We start from the raw sequence: 17915 nt of genomic DNA, 5'->3' as shown, positions 1-17915 counted from the left end.
GGCTCTCCTCCCCTATACATCCTTTTCTTTTCTAAGCTTTCGCATCTATGACTTCATATAGATCTTTCTGTACCTGTTTGTCTTCAATGGCCTTTTGCCATGGGTCACTATGAACAGAAAGTGCGGTGACCATGCGCTGACATAAGGCTTGCCGTTGCTCATCATCCTCGATCACTGCTTGAACGTGCTCGAGACCCATCCGTTCCACCCATTGCGCTGTACGTTCTAGATATCTAGCCGTTTCTCTGTAGTACTGTAGAAATGCCTCTGCGTACTCAATAAGTTCATCTTCTGTCTTCACTGTCGCTAACAAGTCACCGACACGTATCTTCACGCCGCCGTTACCCCCGACATATAACTCCCAACCTCCGTCGATCGCCACGACGCCAAGGTCTTTTATACCTGATTCAGCACAGTTTCTTGGACATCCGGAGACGGACATTTTCACTTTATGAGGGGTATTGAGTCCTTCAAAGCGTTTCTCCATTCGGATGCCCATTCCCATCGCGTCAGCCGTTCCGAAGCGGCAGTATGTATCGCCTACACACGTTTTTACTGTACGCAACGCTTTACCGTAAGCATGCCCTGAACGCATACCGAGGTCTTCCCACACTTCGGTGAGGTTTTCTTTTTGTACCCCTAGTAAGTCGATGCGTTGTCCACCCGTGAGCTTAACCGTTGGGATTTCGTATTTTAAGGCCACTTCGGCTATTTTCTTTAGATCCTCTGGTGTTGTTACCCCGCCGTATATACGTGGCACCACCGAATATGTGCCGTCTTTTTGAATGTTGGCATGCATTCTTTCATTAACAAAGCGGGAAGTATGATCATCCGAGTAGGCCACAGGATCAACCACACCTAGGTAATAGTTCAATGCGGGACGGCACTTTGAACATCCTTCTTCATTTTTCCACTCTAAAACGTTCATCACTTCTTTGACGTACGTCAGTTGTTTTTCACGTATCGCTTCTACAACTTCCTCATGAGAGTAGTCAGTGCACGCACATATAGGCTCTTTTCCTTCTGACCCTGTATACTGATCACCTAGTGTATGCTCTAAAATCTCACTTACGAGTGGCCGACATCCGCCACATGAACGGGACGCTTTCGTGACGTTTTTGACCTCTTCCACCGTTGATAAGCCTTGCTCTTGAATCGCTTGGCAGATATCTCCTTTACTGACACCATTACATCCACAGATAATATCGGCGTTATCCATGTGTTCCGTACCTAGACCTGTGGGGGCTGTTGAGTTGTTTCCTTGGCTACCCGTTAATAGGGCATTCATGTCCTGCTGACTCACCTCCACCTGATCACGGACCAGCTTCATGATTCGACTGCCTTCCTTCGTATCGCCAAACAAGACGGTGCCTACGACTTGGTTGTCTTTGATGAGCACTTTTTTGTATATGCCAGAGAACTCATCATGAACACGAATCGCTTTCGTCTCATCCGTATCGATAAATTCTCCCCCAGAGAAGACGTCTACACCGGACACCTTCAGTTTGGTATCGACGACAGAGCCTTCATACGGTTCCGTCTCAACGTCAGCGAGTCGTTTCGCTAGCACGGCACTTTGCTCATATAGAGGGGCGACCAACCCGTATACCGTTTCTCGGTGTTGAGCACATTCGCCCACGGCAAACACGTGAGGCTGATTCGTTTCTAGCACATCATTAACAACAATCCCACGATCGACCTCTATCCCACTCGTTTGAGCCAATTCCACGTTTGGTCTAATGCCAACCGCCATGACGACAAGGTCTGCTTCTGTTGATGTACCGTCTCTGAAGCTTAACCCTGTCACCCTTTCCTCGCCTAAGATCTCTGCTGACTCTTTGTTTAGGAGAAAGTTCATCCCCTGTTCTTCCAGAGCTTCCTGTAACATTTTTGACGCGGTAGGGTCGAGCTGTCTCTCCATAAGGTGATCGCAGATATGAACCACGTCCACCTGCATCCCGAGATTAATAAACCCTCTTGCCGCCTCTAAGCCTAATAGGCCACCGCCTATGACGACCGCTTTTTTGTACTTTTTTGATGCATCAATCATGGTCTGACAGTCTTGGATATTTCTAAATGCAATAACCCCTTCTTTATCTGCCCCTGGGAGCGGCAACATAAAAGGATTTGAACCGGTGGCTAGGATCAGCTCGTCATAGGGTACTTGAACACCTTGATCACTGGTCACCGTTTGCTTGGTCGTGTCGATGTTCGTAACAGTTTGCCCCGTGTATAACGTGATACCATGCTTTTCGTACCATTCATAAGGATTCATCACGATATCGTCAACGGTTGAATCCCCTGCTAAGACCGAAGAAAGCATAATACGGTTATAGTTTGGATACGGCTCAGACCCAAAAACAGTCATATCAAATTTGTTAGGCGCGAGCTTGAGCATGTGTTCAATCGTGTTAATGCCCGCCATCCCGTTACCAACTAGCACAATTTTTTTCTTTTGTGACATGATAAACCTCCTTCAGTACTTCCACTCATTCGTTAGCGACATGCACGCGTCATTAATCTTTTCCAACAGGTGGTTTTCTTACATAAGTTGAAAAAAGCTTTACGTGTGGCTGCATGTGTTTAAATTTGTTTTTATTTTCGCACAATGAGGTTCAGTTGAGAGGTATCGTGTCAGTTTATATGACATAAAAAATGTTATTTGTACCATATAAATGAAAAAGACCCGCTCAGTGAGTAGGTCTTAACCACTCATGAGGGGACTTTTTAGCTTAGCGTTTAATACGGCTTGTTGAATGGTTTCAAGTACCCAATGCTTGATTAAAGGATGTGGGAGATACGTTTCGCCACTATACTTATAATCCAAACCGGATAGCGTTTCTGGTATCACATGATGAGTAAAGTAACCTTGGCTTAAGAATAGTGGGATGACCACGGGCGGTTTTTTATAACTAAGTTCCATCGCTTGTGTTCGTAGAGTGTTGGGCAGTAATGTAGCATAACGTGCTTCGCTAAAATGGCATGTGTGTTGTAGCTTCGTCACTAACCTGTTCAAAGTGATCTCCCACAATCGTTGGAAGATCAGTTTATTGCTACCGTGTGCAACCAATAGTAACGTCTCCTGATAAGGGGAGTGACTCAGTGCTTGAATGCGCTCGGTTAGGATACGCGTGATGATGGTATGGCTATCCATTGGAGGGCACCATAAGAGCCGCGCTTGGCTTCGAATCAGCTTGAGATGTTCAGTGGGCACCCATGATTCCTTTTTCACACCCAAAATGTACTTAATCTCCTCGAGGTGCGTACTCCCAGAGCATACAAATAACGGGACAACGATAATGTCACCTACCCCCTGTCGTTCAAGTAGACGTATACCGTCCTCAATACGCCTCTCTTCAACCAGTTCTAGAAAACCTAAAGCCATAGGAAAAGGGAGTTTAATCGATTGGGCTAAGTGGTCAATGGCACGAACCCATGTCTTTTTTCTAGACCCATGAGCAATCAGTAACACGCCTGTTTTTTCTGTTTTTTCTAACCCTGCCGTTAACATAGTGAAACACCTCGTTTCAAAAAAAGGATTATCAAAAACGCTATAAAGCCGATCTTAATGCCAGCTGTTCATGTTGCACCCAACCTCTCAGTTTTGAGGCCCCTTTTGATTGTAATAACTGTTCATTCGCGATGTTGATGCCTTCTTGTATGGAGGTGGTGTGTCCAAAAAGGTAATATCTAACCCCTGCATTTAATAAGACCTGTGCTCTATAATAAGCGATGTCGTCTGACCTCCCCTTCAAGCAACCGGTCAATGATATTCACTTGTTGCGCCAGGGTGAGGTTTTCCTTTGTAGGGTCTTTCTCATACTTAAGCCCAAACGCTTGGGGATCAATATGATGGGTGTGGACGTCTTGTGATGTCACTTCGTAGATCACACTTTTACGGTGAATCGGAACATCTTCAGACCCTTCAATTCCTTGCACAATATAGGATTGTTTGAAACCCATAGCTCTTAGCATTTCGATGTGTACATCTAGAACGGTTTTGTGAAAGATACCCACGATGACAGCAGAAGCGTGGCTAAGATTTAAAAGCTTCTCAACGGTATTAAGAAATGAGCGAACACCAATCTGCGCGCGTACAGTTTTCAGATGAGATAAAGTAGGGCACAATTTTTCAGTCCAAGCGACACCGATATATTGCTGGTCTAACGAGGACCCTACGTCCTGGGCCGAACCGGTTGTGTGAACACCTAAGCGCTCTACGATGTCTTTGATTGAGGTTCCCTTCTTTGGAGGTAGGGTATCACTGCTGTGTAGATAAGAAGGGATCCCCCTCTCAGCAAGTAATATAGAAACAGGAACCGTGGCTGCAAATGTCTGACGTCCGTCATAAGGACCAGCCACATCAATGAGCCGTTCACGAATCGTTGGTGACACTTGTATGGGCGTCGCATGTACCCTGAACTGGTTAATAAAAGCGCGTATTTCTTCTGCTGACTGCCCTTTCAACCTCAGAGCGATTAAGAATGCAGCCACTTGAGCATCTGTCGCTTCACCAGAAATCATCTGTCTTGCCACTTCCGATGCCTCTTCATATGTCAAATGACGGGCACCCTTCTTTCCTCGGGCCACTTCCTTAAGGTATGTTTGCATCTCTCCACCTCATTAAAGTTGAACTTTTCTTGTGTGATTAATATGATTGTATCGTGTCAACAACGACTTCACATTAATGTTGTAATAAATTCTCTCACACAAATGTCGTGTCTCTCTTTTCTTCTGTGTTACGTTTTGTATTAGATATGACTTGGTGGACGTCACGCACTATCGCTCTCTTTGCTCTGTTCTCCAGGCCCATAAACTGGGTTGCCTAACATTATTTCCATAAAAAAATTCGTCACAAAATCTCACTTCATTCAAGTTTTAATGAACGAGACTCAATATAATGATGGGCAATAGAAAAAAGATACTAGAGACAAAGACAGGATGAGGAGTGTGTGAGGTATGAAAGTAGGAGATTTATTTAGATTCGGTGACGAACGAATCCAAGTCTTGCATTTAACCATGATTGCTTTTTTTGTTTCCTTCTTTACGTGGTTTAACATGGCCCCCTTAGCCATGACCATGATGGAGTCGATGAACTGGTTAACACAGGAACACATTGCCGCGCTAGGTATATTAAATGTGGCTCTAACGATTCCAGCAAGAATTGTTGTTGGCATGCTGTTAGACCGATTCGGTCCCCGGGTTGTGTACGCTGCTTTATTAATCACGATGTCTATACCCACGTTTATCTTTGCTTTCGGGACGACTTGGGCTCAGTTAGCTATTTCACGACTGCTTCTTAGTAGTATTGGTGCTAGCTTTGTGATTGGTGTCCGTATGGTAGCCGAATGGTTCCCTCCCAAACAGATAGGATTTTCCGAAGCTTTCTATGCTGGATGGGGCAACTTCGGTTCTGCAGCAGCTGCGATGACACTCCCTTGGATTGCGCTCACCCTTTTTGGTGGGGACGAAGGATGGCGCTACAGTATTGCCTTTACAGGTGTTATGTGTTTCATTTACGGGATCATTTACTATATGAATGTAACGGATACACCTCAGGGGAAAAAATATGTGCGCCCAAAGCACACGGCTGCTATGGAAGTCAGTTCTTGGTCTGACTTGGTACAGCTTATCATTTGGACAGTTCCACTGGTGGGGGCCCTTGGGTTGCTCGCTTGGCGCTTACGAGAATTAGGGTTTATATCCACTACACTACTGCATGGCACATACATCGTACTGAGCTTCGTTTTTGTTTATCAAATAGTCAGAATTTTGCAAGTCAATATCCCAATATTAAAACGAGGCGTGCCCGAGGATGATCGCTATCAATTTAAAAATGTTGGGGCCCTCAACCTAACTTATTTCGCTAACTTTGGTGCTGAATTAGCCATCGTTTCAATGTTGCCCCTGTTCTTTACCGTACTCTTTTCTTTACCCCCTACATACGCAGGTATCATTGCGGCGTCCTTTGCCTTTGTTAACCTCTTCGCCCGGCCGTTAGGAGGATGGCTTTCCGACCGCATGGGAAATCGCAGAAGAACGATGCTCATCTACATGTTTGGCATTACGATAGGATTATTGGGTATGTCGACAATAGATGCCGGTTGGCCACTCTTTTTAGCGATCGCCATGACCGTCTTTACTTCCCTATTCATTCAAGGGGCTGAGGGGGCCACCTTTGCCATCATACCCATGATCAAGAAACGTATGACGGGACAAATTGCAGGTATGGCTGGTGCGTATGGTAATGTAGGCGCTGTGGTTTATTTAACCCTATATACCTTGGTCACGCCTCAACAATTCTTCCTGATACTAGCAGGAGGGGCGTTAATGAGTTTTGTATGTTGTTTACTGTGGTTAGAGGAGCCTAAAAATGCTTTTGCTGAAGATTACGAGGTGTCTTCTGTAGATTTCGCCGAACGAGAGGTGGCTGCCACCACTGATCAAGACAGTCATAAAAGAGTCGGACAGCTAGACATGACTTCATACAAATCTGAATACAAATCTTAATACAAATTTGGAACCCATGGGGACTAGAGACATCCCTACCCGTGGTTATGATGCTATACTTAACGCTTATCAACATTGATAAAAATAGGAAAGGGAGATCCATTATAGATTTTACCCCTCTACGGGTCGGATCTCCCAATTCTATTAAGTGTATGATCGTATATGAGTGTAGCAAACGAATCGCTTTGACTACTGATTTGAGTCTTGGCGCTGTTGTAAGTCTTTTAATATCTGAGGGTATTCTTGATCCAAGCGATACAGGTACATTAATATAAGTTGAGCAGCCGCAATCATCACTGGAATAAAGATAAACAAGAATATAATGGCGTTTATAGCTGTGGCTGACTGTACCTCCAACGTTCCGTTATAGCCACCTAGTGAGAGACCCCACCCTAACATAGCCGCACCGAATCCCATTCCGACTTTGGTTCCGAAGCTACCCGCACTATATACGAGGCCTTCTGTTCTCAAGCCTGACTTCCATTCTCCATACTCTATCGTGTCAGCAAGCATGGCGAAGATCGATCCCACCACTGGAACCATCCCCAATGCTCTAATGACGGTACCAACTAGGATTAAGGTCGCATTCTCAGGTTCAATTAACATGATTACTGACCCTATGATAGTCAGAATGATACCACAGATAATAGCGTTCCGCTTGCCCATTTTTTTTATGAGCGGCGCTACTAGCAATAGACCGACCATAATAGGAATGGTACTGGCCAACCCTATCGGTCCTACCCAGTCGGGGTCGTTTAAGATGTACTGAGCGTAATAGACATTGACTCCGTTCTGTAATCCCATTCCTGTATAAGTCACTAAACCGAATAGCACCATGATGATCCAGTATTTGTTTTTAATCAGTGCTTTTATGCCTAACTTCAGCGGCACTTTTGATTGTGCCTTGTTGTTGGTTGGAATGACTCTTTCTTTTGTCGTATAGAAAGTAATAATGAAAATGACAGCAGCTAAACAACCGAAAATTGAAAAGGTCACTTGCCATCCTCGTTCACCTCCACCAAAAGCGCTTACAAATGGAAGGGTAAAATACAAAATAAATGTGGCCGCAGCCGTAGCCATAAACATACGGAATAAATTTAGCGTGGCACGCTGGTATTGATCCTGAGTCATTAAGGAGTTGAGGACACCATACGGAATATTAATCGCAGTATAGATTAAGTGGATGATATTATAGGTCACTGCAATATAAATAAACTTTCCTAACGTACTAAAATCTGGCACACTAAATAATAGAATCGTTCCTATGGCATAAGGGATAGCCATCCATAACAGCCATGGTCGTGCTTTGCCATGTTTGGATGTCGTTTTATCAACGATTGCCCCCATACCAATGTCAGTTAACCCATCAAGTAACCGTGACACCAGAATAATCGTTCCTATTACGGCGCCAGATACGCCAATCACATCAGTATAATAAAATACAACAAAGGCACCCACTGCCATAAAAATAAGATTACTTGCAAAATCACCAAGTCCATAACCTAATTTCTCTTTGAAGCTGAGCTTAGCTTCTGCTTGCGTTGTGACCTCTGGTGTTGATACGCCAATTTGACTCGTTTCCGTGCGCATATTCATCCCCCTTAAGTATCAATATCATTTGAAACATTATTAAAAGCGCTTTCAACATAATGGTGAAGTAGGCTACCTCCCCCTTTGAGTGACGTTGCTTTTGCAGGTGCGAGGTAGCACTTCAACTGTACACTTAATAGATAACTAGTAGACCCCTGATATCATCGTAGCGTTATCCTTCTAAGCCAGTAAGCTTGTCAATCAGCGCGTTCAACATTTGCTCATCAAAATGTTGACTATTAAAAGCGACCAGACCTCTTAAAGGCATGTATTTGACCATTGCGGCCATCATTTCCGATGCTTCCTCTTCATCTTGCATAGCGGCAAACATTCCGCTTTTCTTATTAATGTCTTGCAAGGTCTGTTTCATAGTCGATGCATATACGGGATGATCTAATAAGTCACCTATTGTGGTATTACGTGTGATTGTAAAGGTTTGTTCTGGCTTAGAACCATGTACATAAACGTGTTCAGTAAGGTGGATATCAGCTGAGGATGACCCCACTAAGATGTCAAAATCACCACTTTCAACGACCCAATCCTTTAAATCTTCATCGTAATAAGCGAATGAACGTTGATTGAGGGTAAGCGTGACCCTTTTCTCCTCTCCTGGCTGTAAATCCACTTTGTCAAACGCCTTAAGTTCCTTTTTCGGTCGAACCACTGTGCTTTCTTTATCACATACATAAAGCTGTACGACTTCTTTTCCTGCCTGTTGTCCTGTGTTTTTAATGTTGACAGACACCGTTAACTCGTCTGTACTATGCATCTCTGGCGTACTTAAACTTATGTTTGTATACTCAAAGGTTGTATAGCTTAACCCATAACCAAATGGAAATAAAGGTTTGATATCCTTAGTATCATAATAGCGATATCCCACAAATAGGCCCTCTTTGTAATCTACTGTGTCTCCTTCTCCAGGGAAGTTAAGATAGGACGGGTTGTGACTAAGTGTTTCTGGGAAAGTTTCCGCTAGTTTGCCACTCGGATTCGCTACACCATATAATAGATCAGCAATAGCGCCACCCAGTGCTTGCCCACCTAAATAGCCTTCTAATACACCCTGAACCTTATCTAACCAAGGCATCTCGACTGGAGCACCATTTAGGAGTACAACCACAATATGACTTTGAACTTCTGTGATCGCCTCAATGAGCACGCGTTGATTCTCAGGAATGTGCAAATGGGTACGATCATAGCCTTCAGATTCATAATGATCAGGGAGCCCAGCAAACACCACCGTAACATCTGATTGGGCGGCCACTTTTTTCGCTTCCTCAATCCGTGTTGGTTCAATATCATCAGACTTTAATGTATAACCTTCAGCAAAACTAAATGCCGCTTGGGGATCGGCTGTTTTCACTAATTCATCATAGATATTGTCTAGTTTCGTTGGATTAACATGTGAGCTTCCGCCCCCTTGGTATCTTGGTTGCTGTGCAAATGCTCCGATGACAGCAACATTTGCCTGCTTTTTCAGCGGAAGAATGTCATTCTCATTCTTTAGTAAGACCATACTTTCCTGGGCCACTTCTCTGGCTAGCTGATGATGCTTTTCTTGATCAAAGGATGTGGTATCCTTCTGGTTCTCAACTGCCTTGAAGATCATAGTCAAAAGCCTTTCGACTGCAGTATCCAGCGTGCTCTCTGATAGAGTTCCTTCTTGTACAGCGTTTATGATCTTTTGGTCACCAATGCCGTTGTTGGCTGGCATCTCTAACTCTAGTCCGGCTTTAAGTGCATCGACACGCTCATTAACTGCACCCCAATCTGAAACGACAACCCCTTCATATCCCCACTCTTCTCTTAAAATGTCCGTGAGTAAGGTTTCGTTCTCCGAAGCGTATTCACCATTAACCTTGTTATAGGCACACATCACGGTCCATGGCTCCGCCTCTTTTACGGCCGTCTCAAAACTGGCTAAATAAATTTCTCTTAGTGTTCTCTCGTCAATCCTAGCGTCAGTTGACATTCTACGATGCTCCTGATTATTAGCGGCAAAATGCTTTAGGGATGTCCCCACACCCTGACTTTGAACACCTTTAATATGACTTGAAGCGAGTTGAGAAGAGAGATAAGGGTCTTCTGAGAAGTATTCAAAATTTCGCCCACATAACGGCGAACGTTTAATGTTCGTCCCTGGTCCGAGTAAAACAGCGACATCCTCAGCTTGACATTCCTTTCCTAGCGCCTCTCCGACCCTTTCTAATAGGGCTGTGTCCCATGAGCAAGCCATACCAGCTGCAGAGGGAAAGCATGTGGCAGGGACACTATCAAATAACCCTAAATTGTCTTGCCCCTCCCTTTGCTTACGAAGGCCATGGGGGCCATCAGTAACCGTAACGGAGGGAACGCCTAATCTTTCTATGCCTTTGGTATGCCAGAAATCTAGCCCTGAACATAAGCTAGCCTTTTCTTCCAATGTCATGTCGGATATGAGTTGTTGGATATCGTATTGCTGCATGTTATACCTCCTCAAAACTAAAATGCTGCTTAAGCCCTATTTTACTGTGCTTATACACCCTATTTATGGTACTATTTTTGTATTATTGGTCATTTTTTTAACTATTTTTTCTGATAATTGAAAGCGAATACACGCTAAAGGAGTTTTGTCATGCGTCCGATCACATTTCACGACCTGACACATATATGTCAACTTGCCCAAAGTGCGATTGGGGTTCCTCTCATGATTGTAGCTCAGGATAAGACTGTACTTGCCTCTTATGCCGAAATAGAGATACCGCATCCTTTTTCCAAATCATCTCATACCTCACAACTCGAATGCTTTGAACTTGAATCTGATGTTGCAGACACCTTAGTCCTGCAAAAAAATGCCTCATTAGAGCAGTTTATTTCTGTTCAAGTGACCTTATCAGACGGACAAAATGTCTGTATTATTGTGGGACCTTGTATCTCTTACAAATTGAACCGTGACGCGCTTGTCAGTCTGCTCCATGATATTGGACAGTCGTATGATCAACCTCAATTCGAGATGATACAGCAGTATTATGATCAACTTGCCGTTGTAGATAAACCCAGATTAGTGAAAATAGGGCTCATGCTTTATTATATGGTCTATGGGAAGCACCTTGACGTTGAAGACGTGGTTCAGAAAAATACAGATGTACAATTTTCAGATCAGGTTGAGCTTAACCCAGATCTCACTTTAAGTAGGAAAAGACAAGAGCTCTCTTTTCACCATCACGTTTTACACGAAAAAAACGTCCTACAGTGCATTAAAGAAGGACGTAAGAAAGAGTTACTCAAACTAACCAATCAAGCGCCAGAAGGCGAGTTTGGGCTCTTATCTAAAAAGAGTTATTTACGACATACGAAAAACCTTAGTATCTGTGCTATCGCATTGGCCACAAGGGCAGCTATGGAAGGGGGGGTACATCAAGAAGTGGCTTACACAGTGAGTGACCTATATATACAGGCGATAGAGGAATTACAGGACGTTAACGACGTACAACATATAATGACGAAAGGATTAGCAGAGTTTGCTGAACGTGTACAACATGATAAATCTAATCGGTATTCAAAACCGGTTAAGATGTGTCATGAATATATTGATCAGTTCTTATATGAGAAGATATCCCTAAACGAACTAGCACAGCACGTCAATCTTAACCCGAGCTATTTATCACAATTGTTTCAACGTGAGACAGGTGTGACTATTAGCGTTTATATACAACAGGAGCGAGTAAAAGAAGCCCAAAAGCTACTACGGTTGACGAATCAGTCACTCGCAGACATCTGTACTTGGCTACAATTTCATGATCAGAGTTATTTCACGAAAGTGTTTAAGAAATACACAGGTGACACCCCAAGACGGTATAAAAACAAGTATTCCATCATTTAACCCGGCCTTTGACTGATGGATGGCCATATTTTTAAACTTTCCCTAAAAATGGTCCTGCTGGGATCATACCTCCCTACAGGACCTCATGCATAACATTCATCGTACAACCGTGATGCTTTCACTATTTGTATGTTTAATCCATCTGTATCATCAGTCTCCAAAACCTTCATGGCCTTGACGCTGTAAGTCTTCTGCTACTAGCTCTGCTAAAACCGTTGCACCTTGACGATTAAAGTGCATATAATCTCCCGTGCGGTAGAGTAATTGGGTTTCGGCTGGTCCAATTGAGGTAAAGTAGTGAGAGCTTAAGACATTAAGATCAACAAAGCCCACTCCTTCCTCCTCTGCTAAGCTCATGGTTGTCGGGCGGTACCATTTGTCTTTGGCGTCATGTACCGGACCACTTTCATCCACATCCCAATCAATCGCTCTTCCTTGAGGCGCCACTAGAACAACCGTTGCGCCCTTTGCTTTTGCAGACTGTACAATCTCTTTCATATATTGATAAAACATCTCTTCGGAGTATGCTTTCTCGTCATTAATCCCCATTTCAAATATAAAGTAATCACCCGGTTTGATGTACTTAAGGATAGCCTCCATTTGACCGTCTTCTAGGAAACCTTTGGCCACCTGACCGGAGGTAGCCATATTTCGTACGGTAAATAAATCTTCATCTACAAATTGGTGAAAAACCTGTCCCCATCCAACAAGCTCATCGCTGTCTTTGGGATAATAGTTGGCAACGGTAGAATCTCCCCCAATCCATACCGTTCTAGGCATGACAACGCTATGAGACAATTTTTCTATCTCAAGGGCTGACAAAGTGAAAGGGGTTCCCTCTTTTCCGGCGGTTATGAGTAGGTTCAATTGGCCATCTTTTATAGGGACAAGGAAAGAATCTGTCACTTGATTACCGGTCATATTCATGATCTGGTAAACACCTTCTGCTGCAACACTGGCACGTGAAGTATCACCTAAGGTAACCTGAACCTCATATAACCCATTTTTCAAGTCTACATTAAATGTATTTGTACTATCTGTTCCGTACCTGATAAACTCAACCGCATCACTGCCAACCCCCTCACCTGATGCGTGAACATTTTCTATATACTGTGGTGTTTGGAAACCGTATCCTTTTGATCGATCATAGGCATCAGAAGCACGGACCCCGATATAGTTTTCCTCTACCTCCCCATGACCAAAGTCGAATTTGAATGAGGTAGGGTACGTTTTCGCAGATACCAATGTTGAGCTACCAATCATATCAGCTGTCATAGGGACCATTAATACAATGGCTGTTAAAAACATTAATACAGCTTTCCTCATGTTTAACCCTCCCATTAATTTTCTGAACCTACTTTTTTTTGAAATGGCTTAAGTCATTTTTTGACGACAATTGTAGTGGTTTCACCAAGTGCATCACTCCTTCCTCATTCTGAATGAGTCTCAAACAGTGAGCTCTAACAATCATGCTGACGCTTTCATTTATATATGAGTAATAATTTTCTGACAATAACAAAAATTTGCAAGAGCCCTTCATAACGTATAAGGCGAATAATGATCTTTTGATAATTGATCCATTTTTTGCAAACGCAATGAACTCAATTCCGCTCTAGCTTTGGTCTGTCGCTTGAGAAATTAACGAAACCAATTTAATTTATCCTGATGATAAGAGGCATCTCATGCATGAAACATGAATGACTCGGAAAAAATATAAGCACTTCATTTTTTATAAGCCCCTAATCTCAATGGGGTTTCTACTACATTACATTCACAAAACAAAACAGGTCTTTCTACACCACTGAATAGCTAAGGAGAGTGAGCTTATATATGACCGATCATCATGACTACCAGGATGCAATTGAAGCAGTAAAGCATGCTGAAGTGGCCCTTTATGAGGCTCAAACGAATGCCAATCCCGAAGAACGACAGGATGCGATTGTTCAGTTGAAAATCGCTCGTGATAAAGTTCTTGAAGCACAAAAAAACATAGGTCCCGACGATGACGAGCATCAACACCGTTTAGGCCAGGCAATGGAACAACTAGATCACCTTGAAGCGGCCGAACAAGCCCTTAATAACTAAACCCCAGCTCCAATTGATGGAGCTCTTCTTTGTTCTGTGTCCTTACATCCTCTCCCTCCCGCCACTTCCTTCCCTATACACCTCCTACAATAGGTTCCGATATATACCTGTGTTATCTGCACATATCTAAAACACTGACCTGTTTTGCCCTTACAACATCTTTTAATCTTCAATATACTGACCTGTATTTGCCGTACATCCCCTCTTTCTACTCGTGGTCATACCGACTGTTACTAGTTGTAAACAGAAAAACATGTCCGAAAATGTAGTCGTACAACCCATACGGTTTGCATATCTATGTACAAGGTTACAAAAATCATTGTGTGGGGTGGGATTTTGGGCAACTTTATAAGCTATGTGCTGCTAGGTTTATCACTAGCTGCACCGATCGGACCTATTAATGCTGCACAATTAGATCGTGGATTAAAAAGTGGTTTTTTTAGTGCTTGGTTGATTGGATTAGGCTCAGTCGTTGCTGATATCCTTTTGATGTGTACAGTTTATTTAGGGATGGTTCATATTATAGAAATTCCCTTTGTTAAAGCGTTTCTATGGCTGTTTGGATTCTTTGTCTTAGTGTATACGGGCATCGAAAGTATTGTTAGTGCTATACAACTAGGGACGGATCTACGTAGCAGCCAGGAATCACGTATCAAGACCTTTTTTACAGGCTTCTTTATGGCGCTATCAAATCCGTTATCCGTATTGTTTTGGCTAGGAATCTATGGCTCTATCTTAGCCAATACGGCCAAAAATACAGCCACCGACCAGCTAATCTTATATAGTTGTGCCATTATCATCGGCTTGCTCCTATGGGATGTAACGATGGCAGCCGTTTCAAGTTTTTTCAGAAAGGTACTCACCACGAGAGTATTAAAAACGATTTCTGTTTTATCTGGTTTATCTCTCGTCGGCTTTGGTATCTACTTCGGGATTCAGGCCATCATTTTAATTTTCTAAAGCACCTGTTTTCAGTCGACACCGTCCGTCTGCTGATAGATACAACACAAAACGTAAAACCTTACTTAGTTATGTATGTATTGTCAAGGCTTCCATCGTTGCCAATTCAAATGGTCTTCGTTCTCGTGACGGGGCGACCATTTCTTTCTCATGATAAGCGTGACGATGCCCACTAAAATAATAAAGACAAGACTCACGAAGAGGCCGGGTCTCGTCGATGCGTCAAACATCGTCCCCGTTATGGTTAAAAGAATTAATATAATAGCAGTGATGGACTTAATGTGATCCCACGTTGTCAGTTTAAGTAACTTCCGTGCTGCCATGAGAATGAATAACCAAGAAAAGATCAGCATCAGTCCGCCTGCCGTTGTGATGTATTCATACACTTTCTTAGGCAGTAAAAGAGCGGCAATAATAGAGATGATCATGCCGACCACAGTCAGTCCTAGCGATTGGTAAGGGATATTTCTTTTTCCTTTTTGGGCAAAGAATTTGGGCGCATCCCCATCCTTTGCGATGGTATACATCATCGAGGTGACAGCATATAAAGAAGCGACAAGACTAGAAAAACCGGCAATAATGAGGACACCGTTAAAGATATACACGATACTCGTAAACTTAATATCTTTTAGCGCAGTGACAAATGGACTTTCCTGGGCACTGAAACTGTCAAGGGGTGCTAATAGCAGCGCTAAACTGATAGAAGCCAAAAATAATACGGTCACAATCATGACCATGATTCTACCCGCTTTCGGGGCATCTTTTGGGTTTTCTAATTGTGCAGCCATGATCCCCATCACTTCTATTCCGGCGAAAGCGAAAAAAACAAAAATGAGCCCTGTCCACATGCCCATAACTCCTTGAGAAAAATAGTGGTCTGGCGTATGCATGTGAGGGGGGTCCTGACCGATCACACCAAACAAGGTTAAGGAGCCGACGCCGATAAACATGATAATGGCAGCCACCTTAATAACAGCCAATAAGTCTTCCATCGTTTCAAAGCCTTTGGTTCCTAATAAGACAATACCCACACCCAGTGTGGCAAAGATACTGGCAAACACCCACAAGGGAATATCCGGGAACCAAAATTGGGCAAATAAACCGATGGCGGTTAACTGACTGCCTAAGATTAATATTTCAGAAATCCAGTATAGCCAGCCGTGACTAAATCCAGCCCAATGGCCAAACGCTTTTTTAGAGTAAGTTCTAAATGATCCCTTCTGTGAATCGTTGGCTATCATTTTCGCTAAAGCGTCAAACACAAAAAAAGTACCAAAAGCGGCCAGTAAGAAAAGGCCTAAGACCAAAAAGCCACTTTTCTGAATCGCGATGCTAGACCCTAAGAAAAAACCCGTTCCCGTTGTGAAGGCGATCCCTAAGATAACCAAGTGCCACCAGGGTAGTTGTTTTGAACGCTTTTGTTTACTCATCCTAGTTCCACACTCCCTTCTACCAGGTTATTATCGTTGGAAAAAAGGACTGAAATTATGCATTCCCCTAAAGATTATGCATTGCCCTACGGATAGAAAGATTGACACTTCCGTAGGGTTTTTCTATTTTACTTCAGGCGATATATACAGGAACTCGAGGCTATGCATAATTAAGACACATTCAGGACACTGATAATTAAAAGAATAATAAAAGGTGGGGATTGCGATGAAAGAAAAAAATCGTTGGCTCATTGCATTAAGTGCGATCGCCATTCACTTGTCGATTGGATCTATCTATGCTTATAGCGTTTATAAACAGCCTTTCTCTGAAACGTACGGTTGGAACGCTACAGATGTGGCTTTTTCTTTTACTATTGCTATCTTCTTTTTAGGACTCTCTACGGCTATTTTTGGGCGTTTTGTTGAGAAGCGCGGGCCACGTATCTCTGCCTTCCTTGCTGCAATCCTGTTTAGTGGGGGAATGATTGGGGCAGGCTTTGCCTTAAGCATGGGTTCACTTTATGGTTTTTACCTGATGTTTGGGGTCATTGGTGGGATTGGGCTAGGGATAGGTTATATCTCCCCCGTGTCCACACTGATCAAATGGTTTCCAGATCGTCGTGGTTTAGCAACAGGGATGGCCGTTTTTGGTTTTGGTGCCGGCGCGTTAGTCGCTGGTCCAGGTGCAGAGCTACTGATGGCGACCGTGGGGATCCCTGCTACTTTTTATATCTTAGGCTCCGTCTACTTTATATTGATGGCCCTCGGTGCCAGTTATATTGCCAAACCACCGCAAGATTGGAAGCCGGCTAGCATGAAGGAAACGAATGATAAAGGACAGGTTGAAGTGAAGCAGGACCTTTCTCAAATGACGGCGAGCGAAGCAGTGAGAACAGGTCGATTCTGGATGCTCTGGTGGATGATGCTCATTAATATTTCGGCCGGCATTATGCTCATTTCGATCGCTTCGCCAATGGCCCAAGAAATGGTGGGCATGACTGAGATTGCAGCCGCCACTATGGTCGGGGTCATGGGTCTCTTTAATGGTGGAGGACGAGTCGGCTGGGCCACTATTTCAGATTATATTGGTCGTCCGAATGTTTTTGTTATCTTTTTCATCGCTCAATTGGCCTTCTTCTTACTGTTACCTTTTATCACGAGTGCGCTGCTCTTTCAAATCATTATTTACATCATACTGACCATGTACGGCGGTGGTTTTGCTTCCCTACCCGCTTTCATAGGAGATTTGTTTGGGACAAAGCAGTTAGGCGCCATTCATGGTTACTTATTAACATCGTGGTCTACGGCGGGAATTTTAGGACCGATGGTTGTGGCCTACTTAAGGGAAACAACTCAAAGTTATACCCTGACGTTTTACGTTTTTGCCTTTTTACTCGCAACAGCTTTAGGTGTATCTCTGTTCATGCGCAAAGCGATTAGGAAAGAACGTCGAGAGCTGCAACAGGCATAGCATGTTA

General features: G+C 43.4%; 12 protein-coding genes. 5 read left to right on the top strand and 7 right to left on the bottom strand.

What is annotated here, in order from left to right; genetic code table 11:
* Nucleotides 1-31 precede the first annotated feature (31 nt).
* The 3 genes from nirB to JKM87_RS03115 form a co-directional block, all read right to left on the bottom strand.
* Entirely contained in the window at nucleotides 32-2464 is a 2433-nt protein-coding gene (nirB, locus tag JKM87_RS03125) for a nitrite reductase large subunit NirB (protein ID WP_202077768.1), read from the bottom strand.
* 240 nt (nucleotides 2465-2704) lie between these two features.
* Nucleotides 2705-3511, bottom strand: coding sequence for a sirohydrochlorin chelatase (locus tag JKM87_RS03120; RefSeq protein ID WP_202077765.1), 807 nt, complete (start codon nucleotides 3509-3511; stop codon nucleotides 2705-2707).
* Nucleotides 3512-3720: 209 nt separating this feature from the next.
* Nucleotides 3721-4611 carry an anthranilate phosphoribosyltransferase gene (locus JKM87_RS03115; protein ID WP_202077763.1) on the bottom strand — a complete coding sequence of 297 codons (891 nt, stop codon included), beginning with the start codon at nucleotides 4609-4611 and terminating at the stop codon, nucleotides 3721-3723.
* Nucleotides 4612-4959: 348 nt separating this feature from the next.
* Between JKM87_RS03115 and JKM87_RS03110 the strand changes: the two genes are divergently transcribed.
* Entirely contained in the window at nucleotides 4960-6510 is a 1551-nt protein-coding gene (locus tag JKM87_RS03110; protein WP_202077761.1) for an MFS transporter, read from the top strand.
* Between the two features lie 189 nt (nucleotides 6511-6699).
* Here the strand turns inward: JKM87_RS03110 and JKM87_RS03105 are convergent, their stop codons facing one another.
* Together JKM87_RS03105 and JKM87_RS03100 are read right to left on the bottom strand one after the other, a co-directional pair.
* On the bottom strand, nucleotides 6700-8100 hold the full coding sequence (locus JKM87_RS03105) for an MFS transporter (RefSeq protein WP_202077759.1): 1401 nt from the start codon (nucleotides 8098-8100) through the stop codon (nucleotides 6700-6702).
* 172 nt (nucleotides 8101-8272) lie between these two features.
* Nucleotides 8273-10564 carry a glycoside hydrolase family 3 C-terminal domain-containing protein gene (locus JKM87_RS03100; protein ID WP_202077757.1) on the bottom strand — a complete coding sequence of 764 codons (2292 nt, stop codon included), beginning with the start codon at nucleotides 10562-10564 and terminating at the stop codon, nucleotides 8273-8275.
* Nucleotides 10565-10714: 150 nt separating this feature from the next.
* Between JKM87_RS03100 and JKM87_RS03095 the strand changes: the two genes are divergently transcribed.
* Complete coding sequence (locus JKM87_RS03095) at nucleotides 10715-11962, top strand: helix-turn-helix transcriptional regulator (RefSeq protein ID WP_202077753.1); 1248 nt, start codon at nucleotides 10715-10717, stop codon at nucleotides 11960-11962.
* Nucleotides 11963-12112: 150 nt separating this feature from the next.
* On the opposite strand, the gene JKM87_RS03090 is transcribed toward JKM87_RS03095, so the two are convergent.
* Entirely contained in the window at nucleotides 12113-13288 is a 1176-nt protein-coding gene (locus JKM87_RS03090; RefSeq protein ID WP_202077752.1) for a rhamnogalacturonan acetylesterase, read from the bottom strand.
* Nucleotides 13289-13792: 504 nt separating this feature from the next.
* Here JKM87_RS03090 and JKM87_RS03085 point away from each other — a divergent pair.
* Entirely contained in the window at nucleotides 13793-14047 is a 255-nt protein-coding gene (locus tag JKM87_RS03085) for a hypothetical protein (protein ID WP_202077750.1), read from the top strand.
* A gap of 336 nt (nucleotides 14048-14383) precedes the next feature.
* Nucleotides 14384-15007, top strand: coding sequence for a LysE family transporter (locus tag JKM87_RS03080; protein ID WP_202077748.1), 624 nt, complete (start codon nucleotides 14384-14386; stop codon nucleotides 15005-15007).
* Nucleotides 15008-15090: 83 nt separating this feature from the next.
* Here the strand turns inward: JKM87_RS03080 and JKM87_RS03075 are convergent, their stop codons facing one another.
* Nucleotides 15091-16437: an amino acid permease gene (locus JKM87_RS03075; RefSeq protein WP_202077746.1), complete on the bottom strand. Its 1347-nt coding sequence runs from the start codon at nucleotides 16435-16437 to the stop codon at nucleotides 15091-15093.
* Nucleotides 16438-16663: 226 nt separating this feature from the next.
* Here JKM87_RS03075 and JKM87_RS03070 point away from each other — a divergent pair, with 226 nt between their 5' ends.
* Nucleotides 16664-17908 carry an L-lactate MFS transporter gene (locus tag JKM87_RS03070; protein WP_202077743.1) on the top strand — a complete coding sequence of 415 codons (1245 nt, stop codon included), beginning with the start codon at nucleotides 16664-16666 and terminating at the stop codon, nucleotides 17906-17908.
* Nucleotides 17909-17915 lie beyond the last annotated feature (7 nt).

It is taken from the genome of Caldalkalibacillus salinus (assembly GCF_016745835.1).
Classification (GTDB): domain Bacteria; phylum Bacillota; class Bacilli; order Caldalkalibacillales; family JCM-10596; genus Caldalkalibacillus_A; species Caldalkalibacillus_A salinus.
The sequence above is the reverse complement of the archived record's forward strand: the minus strand, read 5'-3'. Positions and strand labels throughout refer to the sequence as shown.